Below are 6,455 nucleotides of genomic sequence, written 5' to 3'. Positions count from 1 at the left end.
ATCAGACTGATCAACCGTCGGCATGCCGCCCGTTCTGCTACCAACCCGCTGCAAAAGCCAAAATCTCTTGTCGCAGTCGTTGACAAGGTCAATACATATCAGCGTACTGTCTTCGAAGATACGCCTTGCCCTGAGGGCTTGTCGGACACGCTAGTCCTTATTGCGCCAGCAGCAGGAACACGGTCGGCTTCTTGTGGAAGTCCGGCCCCTTGTTCGCGGCCAGCGCGGCCTTCCACTTTGCCGCCGTGAGTGTGCGCACCGATTCGCTCGGCAGCGACAAGTCCGTTGCCACGCAGATCAGGGTGCCGGGCTGGCAGGCGCCGGCCAGCGCTTCCAGCATGGCGGCGTTGCGGTAGGGCGTCTCGATCAGCAGCTGGGTCTGTTTTTCGGCGCGCGAGCGCTGTTCCAGTTGCTGGATGCGCTTGGTGCGCTGGGCCGCGTCGGTCGGCAGGTAGCCGTTGAAGGCGAAGCTCTGGCCGTTCAGGCCGCTCGCCATCACGGCGAGCAGCAGCGACGAAGGGCCGACCAGCGGCCGCACCGTGATCCCGTGCTGGTGGGCGAGGCGCACCAGGTCGGCACCCGGATCGGCCACCGCCGGCACCCCGGCTTCCGACACCAGGCCGGCATCCATCCCCTCCAGCAGCGGCGCGAGCAGGGCGGCCAGTGCCTGCGGCGGTGTGTTCACGTTCAGTTCCGAAATCTTGATTTCCTGCAGCGGGCGCGCCAGCGGATGGTCGACGCCCACCAGCTTCAGGAAAGCGCGCGCCGTCTTGGCGTTCTCGGCCACGAAATACTCGAGTTTCGAGGCGATGTCCTGCACCTGTTCGGGCAGGATGTGGGACAGGGCGCGGGGACCGGCCTCGAGCGGGCCGAGGGTGTTCGGGATCAGGTAGAGGGTGCCTGGCATAGTGGAAATTTTTTATCAGGTGCCGAAAAAACGGACGCCCGCGCGGCGCAGCATGCCGGTCAGGGCGATCAGCGGCAGGCCGGTGAGGGCGCTAGGGTCGGTGCTGTCGATGCGCTCGAGCAGGGCGATGCCGAGGCCTTCGTTCTTGGCGCTGCCGGCGCAGTCGTAGGGTTGCTCGATGCGCAGGTAGGCGTCGAGCTCGTGGTCCGGCAGGTCGCGGAAGGCAACGAAGGTCTGGATGTTGTCAAGCTGCGCGGGCGCAGCGCCTTCGCGGCCGTCCCACAGGCACAGGGCAGTGTGAAAGGTCACGCGGCGGCCCCGCATTTTCCGCAGCTGGGCCAGGGCGCGCGCATGGTCGCCCGGCTTGCCGATCTGTTCGCCGTCCAGCGTGGCGACCTGGTCCGAGCCGATCACCAGCGCGTCCGGGTGCCTTGCCGCGATCGCGGCCGCCTTGTCGCGCGCCAGGCGCAGGGCGGTGGTCTCGGGTGCTTCGCCCGGCAGCGGGGTCTCGTCGATATCCGGCGAGATCGCCTCGAAAGGCAGGCCGAGCCGGGACAGCAATTCGCGCCGGTAGGCAGAGCTGGAAGCGAGGATCAGGCGCACGGGAGCGGAACTTGGTATCATGTCGGCCAGTCCAATATTCATAAGTAAAACAAATAGATAGGCCTTCCCGGCAAGCAAATCCGATGGCTCGTCCGGCCATGCTGGCGGGGATGCCACGCTTGGTGCCGTGACGGCCCAAAAAAAGCACGGATTCTTTGACTGAGCGGGAAGAAGCCTGTTATTATCGCAGGTTTTCCGGGGAAGCTTTTCCAAATGAGCGCTTTTGTCATCGACGCCTTTGAATTTTGTCGGAACAACGGCTATCGAGAAGGTGTCACGCCGGTGGCGGACATGCCCCGCCTCGCAGCCGATTGCGCCGACTCATCCGGCCAGCTCGCCTGGGCGATCCAGGGCGGCCAGACCAAGCAGGGTTACCCGTCGATGACGCTGTCCGTCTCCGGTACCGTGCAGCTGGTCTGCCAGCGCTGCCTGGCACCGTTCGGCTACGAGCTCGATTCGTCGACCATGCTGGTGCTGGGCAAGAACGACGCGGATGCGGACGAGATCGAGGAAATCCTCGACGATGAAACCATCGACGTGATCGTCGGCAGCCAGAGCTGCGACATCATGCAGTTGCTGGAAGACGAAGCCCTGCTGGCCCTGCCGCAGGCACCGAAGCATGAGGTGTGCCCCGATACCAAGCTGATGGACTCCCTGAAGTCCGAGAAGGTATCGCCGTTCGCGGCACTGAAGAGCCTCAAATCAGAATAAACAAGTAGTTGAAGTAAACAGGTTTCGCGCCATGGGGACCGCAAGCGGGCCTCATGACGCGCAAAAAAACGTGTCAAACGCGTGCAGCAGTCGAGTATGACAGTGGTAGCAAGTTGTAAGGCAGCGTTAAACATGTCGGCAATGAAGTAATTGCCGCTGGGATACTCGATAAGCATGGTATTGCGAGTCGAATGTGTTAGAATTTTAGAACTTATGTTTAGGAGTCATCATGGCAGTTCAGCAGAATAAGAAGTCCCCGTCGAAGCGCGGCATGCACCGTTCGCACGATTTCCTGGTTGCACCGAATCTGGCCGTCGAGCCGACCACCGGTGAAACCCACCTGCGTCACCACATCAGCCCGAACGGTTTCTACCGTGGTCGCAAAGTGATCAAGACCAAGAACGACGAGTAATCGGCGTCTTGCAGTTTTGTTCTATGGAAGCGGTGCAACGTATGAACAGTGCGTGGCGCCGCTTTCTCTTTTGCGATATTGATTCCGGTTGCATACCCGCTGTGCGTACCGTCGTTTTCGATCCCGCTGAGTCCGCCCGGCATTCCGCCGTGCAAGGACACGCCGCTCGCCTTTCCTGAGCCGCGGTTCATCCCGTAAAATGACAATTACAATCTCCATTGACTGCATGGGCGGCGATCACGGCCCCTCGGTTACCATTCCGGCAGCGCTCGCCTTCCTCAAGCACGAACCCAACGCGGAACTGATCCTCGTCGGCCTGGAAGACCAGGTGCGCGCCGAACTCAAGAAACACCATGCGGAATCTTCCCCCCGCCTGACCGTCAGGCATGCCACCGAAGTGGTGGCGATGGACGATCCGATCGAAGTCGCGCTGCGCCGCAAGAAGGATTCCTCGATGCGCGTGGCGATCGAGCTGGTCAAGGACGGCAAGGCCGATGTCTGCGTCTCGGCCGGCAATACCGGTGCCCTGATGGCGATCTCGCGCTACGTCCTGAAGACCCTGGCCGACGTCGACCGTCCGGCGATCTGCTCGATCATGCCGAACCAGAAGGGTAGCCCGACCTACATGCTGGACCTGGGCGCCAACGTCGACTGCGAACCGCATCACTTGCATCAATTTGCCATCATGGGCGCCGTGTTGTTCCAGGCAATGGAGCAGCGCCGCCCGAGCATCGGCCTGCTCAACGTCGGCACCGAGGAGATCAAGGGCAATGAAGTGGTCAAGGCCACCGGCGCCTTGCTGCGCGCCGACCACGAGCGCGGCGTGCTCGATTTCCACGGCAACGTCGAAGGCAACGACATCTTCAAGGGCACGGTCGACGTGATCGTCTGCGACGGCTTCGTCGGTAACGTGACCCTGAAGGCGATCGAGGGTCTGTCGCGCTTCGTCAAGGCAACCTTGATGGAAACCACGCTGTCCAAGCTCGGGGCGCTGCTGGCCCGCAAGTCGCTGAAGAAGCTGAATCCGGAGAGCTACAACGGCGCCGGTCTGCTGGGCCTGCGCGGCCTGGTGTTCAAGAGCCATGGCGGCGCGAATGCATTCGCTTTCGAATGGGCAATAAAACGCGCCTATAATGCGGCTCAATACAACGTGCAGGAGCAGCTGTCGGCGATGATTGCCGAGCTGATGCCCCGCACGCCTGACCCCCAGGCGCCAGGCTCAACCATTCAGCAGGCCAAGTAATGACTGTGTATAGCAAAATCATCGGCACCGGCAGCTATCTGCCGGCCCAGCGCGTGACCAACCACGACCTCGCGGCCCAGCTGGGCGCGAAGGGCATCGAGACCTCCGACGAGTGGATCGTGACCCGCAGCGGCATCTCGGCCCGCCACTATGCGGCGGCCGACGAAAACGCCTCCGACCTGGCCGTCAAGGCGGCGCACAAGGCGCTGGAGGCGGCCGGACTGGAGGCCGGGCAGATCGACCTGATCATCGTCGCCACCTCGACCCCCGATTTCTACGGCAATTTCCCGAGCACCGCCTGCATCGTGCAGAACAAGCTGGGCATCCGCAACAACAGCGCCGCCTTCGACGTCGCGGCCGTCTGCAGCGGCTTTGTCTACGCGATGTCCACCGCCGATGCCTTCATCAAGGCCGGCAATGCGAAAAACGTGCTGGTGATCGGCACCGAAGTGTTCTCGCGCATCCTCGACTTCAACGACCGCGGCACCTGCGTGCTGTTCGGCGACGGCGCCGGCGCCGTCGTGATGAGCGCCTCGGAAGAGCCGGGCGTGCTGGCGGTAAAGCTGCACGCGGACGGCAGCCACGGCCACATCCTGTGCGGCCCGACCAATCCGACGAATGCCGCGATTTCCGGCGAGACCTTCCTGTACATGGATGGCCAGGCGGTGTTCAAGCTGGCCGTGACGGTGCTGGAAAAGGTTGCCCACGAGGCCCTGGAGCACGCGAACATGCCGGCATCCGATATCGATTGGCTGATTCCGCACCAGGCCAACCTGCGCATCATGAAGGGCACCGCGAAGAAGCTCGGCCTGGCGCCCGAAAAAATGGTGGTGACCGTCGACGAACACGGCAATACCTCGGCCGCATCGATCCCGCTGGCGCTCGACCAGGCGGTGCGCGACGGCCGCATCAAGCCCGGCCACAACATCCTGATGGAAGGCGTGGGCGGCGGCTTTACCTGGGGCGCCGTGCTGGCGCGCATGTAAGCACAATAAAAAGAAAAGAAAGTAGAGGATTCTGATGAGCAAATTCGCATTTCTGTTTACGGGCCAGGGCGCCCAGGCCGTCGGCATGCTGAACGGCTTCGCCGGCAACCCGGTCGTCGAGCAGACCGTGGCCGAAGCATCCAGTGCGCTGGGCCAGGACCTCGGCAAGCTGATCGCCGAAGGCCCGAAGGAAGAACTGGACCTGACCACCAACACCCAGCCGGTGATGCTGACCGCGGCCGTGGCCGTGTACCGCGCCTGGATCGCGGCCGGCGGCCCGAAACCCGCCGTCGTTGCCGGCCACAGCCTGGGCGAGTACTCGGCCCTGGTGGCTGCCGGCGTGATCGACTTCAAGGACGCGGTGCCGCTGGTGCGCTTCCGCGCCCAGGCTATGCAGGACGCCGTGCCGGTGGGGCAGGGCGGCATGGCCGTCATCCTCGGCCTGCAGGCCGAGGCCGTGCGCGAAGTCTGCATCGAGGCGGCCCAGGGCGAAGTGGTGGAAGCCGTGAACTTCAACGAGCCGACCCAGATCGTGATCGCGGGCCATACCGCCGCGGTCGAGCGCGCCTGCGACATCGCCAAGGCCAAGGGCGCCAAGCGCGCCATGAAGCTGTCGGTGTCGGCGCCGTTCCACTCCTCGCTCTTGAGGCCGGCATCGGACCGCCTGCGCGACTACATGGCCGGGCTGAGCTTCCATGCGCCACAGATCGACTTGATCAATAACGTCGACGTCGCTATCCTGCACGATCCGGCTGCGATCAAGGACGCGCTGGTGCGCCAGGCCGCCGGCCCGGTGCGCTGGGTCGAGACCATGCAGAAGATGGCACTCGATGGCGTGACCCAGGTGATCGAATGCGCACCGAGCAAGACCCTGGTCGGCATGGCCAAGCGCATCGATCCGGTGCTGGTCGGCGATGCCCTGGTCGACCAGGCTTCGCTGGAGCGCGTGCTGGCCTCGCTCCAAGGCCAAGCTTAACCCACGGGGTCAGAGCCCGGTGTTCCCGGGTGGGCTCTGACCCCGTCATAATAGATCCACGGGGTCAGATCCCGGTTTTCAAGAGTGGGCTCTGACCCCGTCTGACTATAAGAAAAATCAACGCCAAGGATTAGCATGAACCTGCAAAATCAAGTCGCCCTCGTTACCGGCGCATCGCGCGGCATCGGCAAGGCCATCGCGCTGGAACTGGCGCGCCAGGGCGCGAAAGTGGTCGGCACCGCCACCACCGAGACCGGCGCCGAAGCCATCACCGCCTACCTGTCCGAATTCGGCGGCAAGGGCGTGGTGCTGAACGTCACCGACGCCGCCCAGTGCGGCGCCGTGATCGACGAGGTCAGCAAGACCGTCGGCAGCATCGGCATCCTGGTCAACAATGCCGGCATCACCCAGGATCAGCTGGCGATGCGCATGAAGGACGAGGAATGGGACAGCGTGATCGCCACCAACCTGACCGCCGTCGGCCGCCTGTCGCGCGCCGTGCTGCGCGGGATGATGAAGGCGAAGCAGGGGCGTATCATCAACATCACCTCGGTGGTGGCATCGAGCGGCAACCCGGGCCAGATGAACTACGCGGCTGCCAAGGCCGGCGTGGAAGG

The 6,455-nt window shown here is 63.5% G+C and carries 8 protein-coding genes; 6 read left to right on the top strand and 2 right to left on the bottom strand.

What is annotated here, in order from left to right; translation table 11 throughout:
* Nucleotides 1-157: 157 nt before the first annotated feature.
* Nucleotides 158-907: an SAM-dependent methyltransferase gene (locus ACI48D_RS21550; protein ID WP_435573295.1), complete on the bottom strand. Its 750-nt coding sequence runs from the start codon at nucleotides 905-907 to the stop codon at nucleotides 158-160.
* Nucleotides 908-922: 15 nt separating this feature from the next.
* Nucleotides 923-1,531 (bottom strand): Maf-like protein, encoded by a 609-nt coding sequence (locus ACI48D_RS21545; protein ID WP_435573294.1) that lies wholly within the window; start codon nucleotides 1,529-1,531, stop codon nucleotides 923-925.
* Nucleotides 1,532-1,723: 192 nt separating this feature from the next.
* On the opposite strand from ACI48D_RS21545, the gene ACI48D_RS21540 reads away from it, so the two are divergent.
* The 6 genes from ACI48D_RS21540 to ACI48D_RS21515 all read left to right on the top strand — a co-directional run.
* On the top strand, nucleotides 1,724-2,221 hold the full coding sequence (locus ACI48D_RS21540; protein ID WP_435573293.1) for a YceD family protein: 498 nt from the start codon (nucleotides 1,724-1,726) through the stop codon (nucleotides 2,219-2,221).
* Between the two features lie 229 nt (nucleotides 2,222-2,450).
* Nucleotides 2,451-2,633, top strand: a complete 183-nt coding sequence (gene rpmF, locus ACI48D_RS21535; protein WP_036168414.1) for a 50S ribosomal protein L32 — start codon at nucleotides 2,451-2,453, stop codon at nucleotides 2,631-2,633.
* A 199-nt stretch (nucleotides 2,634-2,832) separates the two neighbouring features.
* Nucleotides 2,833-3,876 carry a phosphate acyltransferase PlsX gene (plsX, locus tag ACI48D_RS21530; RefSeq protein WP_435573292.1) on the top strand — a complete coding sequence of 348 codons (1,044 nt, stop codon included), beginning with the start codon at nucleotides 2,833-2,835 and terminating at the stop codon, nucleotides 3,874-3,876.
* Complete coding sequence (locus tag ACI48D_RS21525; protein WP_435573291.1) at nucleotides 3,876-4,862, top strand: beta-ketoacyl-ACP synthase III; 987 nt, start codon at nucleotides 3,876-3,878, stop codon at nucleotides 4,860-4,862. Before plsX ends, ACI48D_RS21525 begins: the two co-directional genes overlap by 1 nt.
* A gap of 34 nt (nucleotides 4,863-4,896) precedes the next feature.
* Nucleotides 4,897-5,838, top strand: coding sequence for an ACP S-malonyltransferase (fabD, locus tag ACI48D_RS21520; protein ID WP_435573290.1), 942 nt, complete (start codon nucleotides 4,897-4,899; stop codon nucleotides 5,836-5,838).
* A gap of 135 nt (nucleotides 5,839-5,973) precedes the next feature.
* Nucleotides 5,974-6,455: SDR family NAD(P)-dependent oxidoreductase (locus tag ACI48D_RS21515; protein WP_435573289.1), on the top strand; the 482-nt coding region annotated here is incomplete at its 3' end.

The sequence above is a fragment of the Massilia sp. LXY-6 genome (assembly GCF_051233485.1).
Lineage (GTDB): Bacteria > Pseudomonadota > Gammaproteobacteria > Burkholderiales > Burkholderiaceae_D > Telluria.
The sequence above is the reverse complement of the archived record's forward strand: the minus strand, read 5'-3'. Positions and strand labels throughout refer to the sequence as shown.

What these genes read in the sequence shown, in the direction of transcription:
- ACI48D_RS21545 (WP_435573294.1), bottom strand. Translation starts at nt 1,531, where the DNA reads ATGATACCAAGTTCCGCTCCCGTGCGCCTGATCCTCGCTTCCAGCTCT.
- rpmF (WP_036168414.1), top strand. Translation starts at nt 2,451, where the DNA reads ATGGCAGTTCAGCAGAATAAGAAGTCCCCGTCGAAGCGCGGCATGCAC.
- fabD (WP_435573290.1), top strand. Translation starts at nt 4,897, where the DNA reads ATGAGCAAATTCGCATTTCTGTTTACGGGCCAGGGCGCCCAGGCCGTC.
- plsX (WP_435573292.1), top strand. Translation starts at nt 2,833, where the DNA reads ATGACAATTACAATCTCCATTGACTGCATGGGCGGCGATCACGGCCCC.
- ACI48D_RS21540 (WP_435573293.1), top strand. Translation starts at nt 1,724, where the DNA reads ATGAGCGCTTTTGTCATCGACGCCTTTGAATTTTGTCGGAACAACGGC.
- ACI48D_RS21525 (WP_435573291.1), top strand. Translation starts at nt 3,876, where the DNA reads ATGACTGTGTATAGCAAAATCATCGGCACCGGCAGCTATCTGCCGGCC.
- ACI48D_RS21550 (WP_435573295.1), bottom strand. Translation starts at nt 907, where the DNA reads ATGCCAGGCACCCTCTACCTGATCCCGAACACCCTCGGCCCGCTCGAG.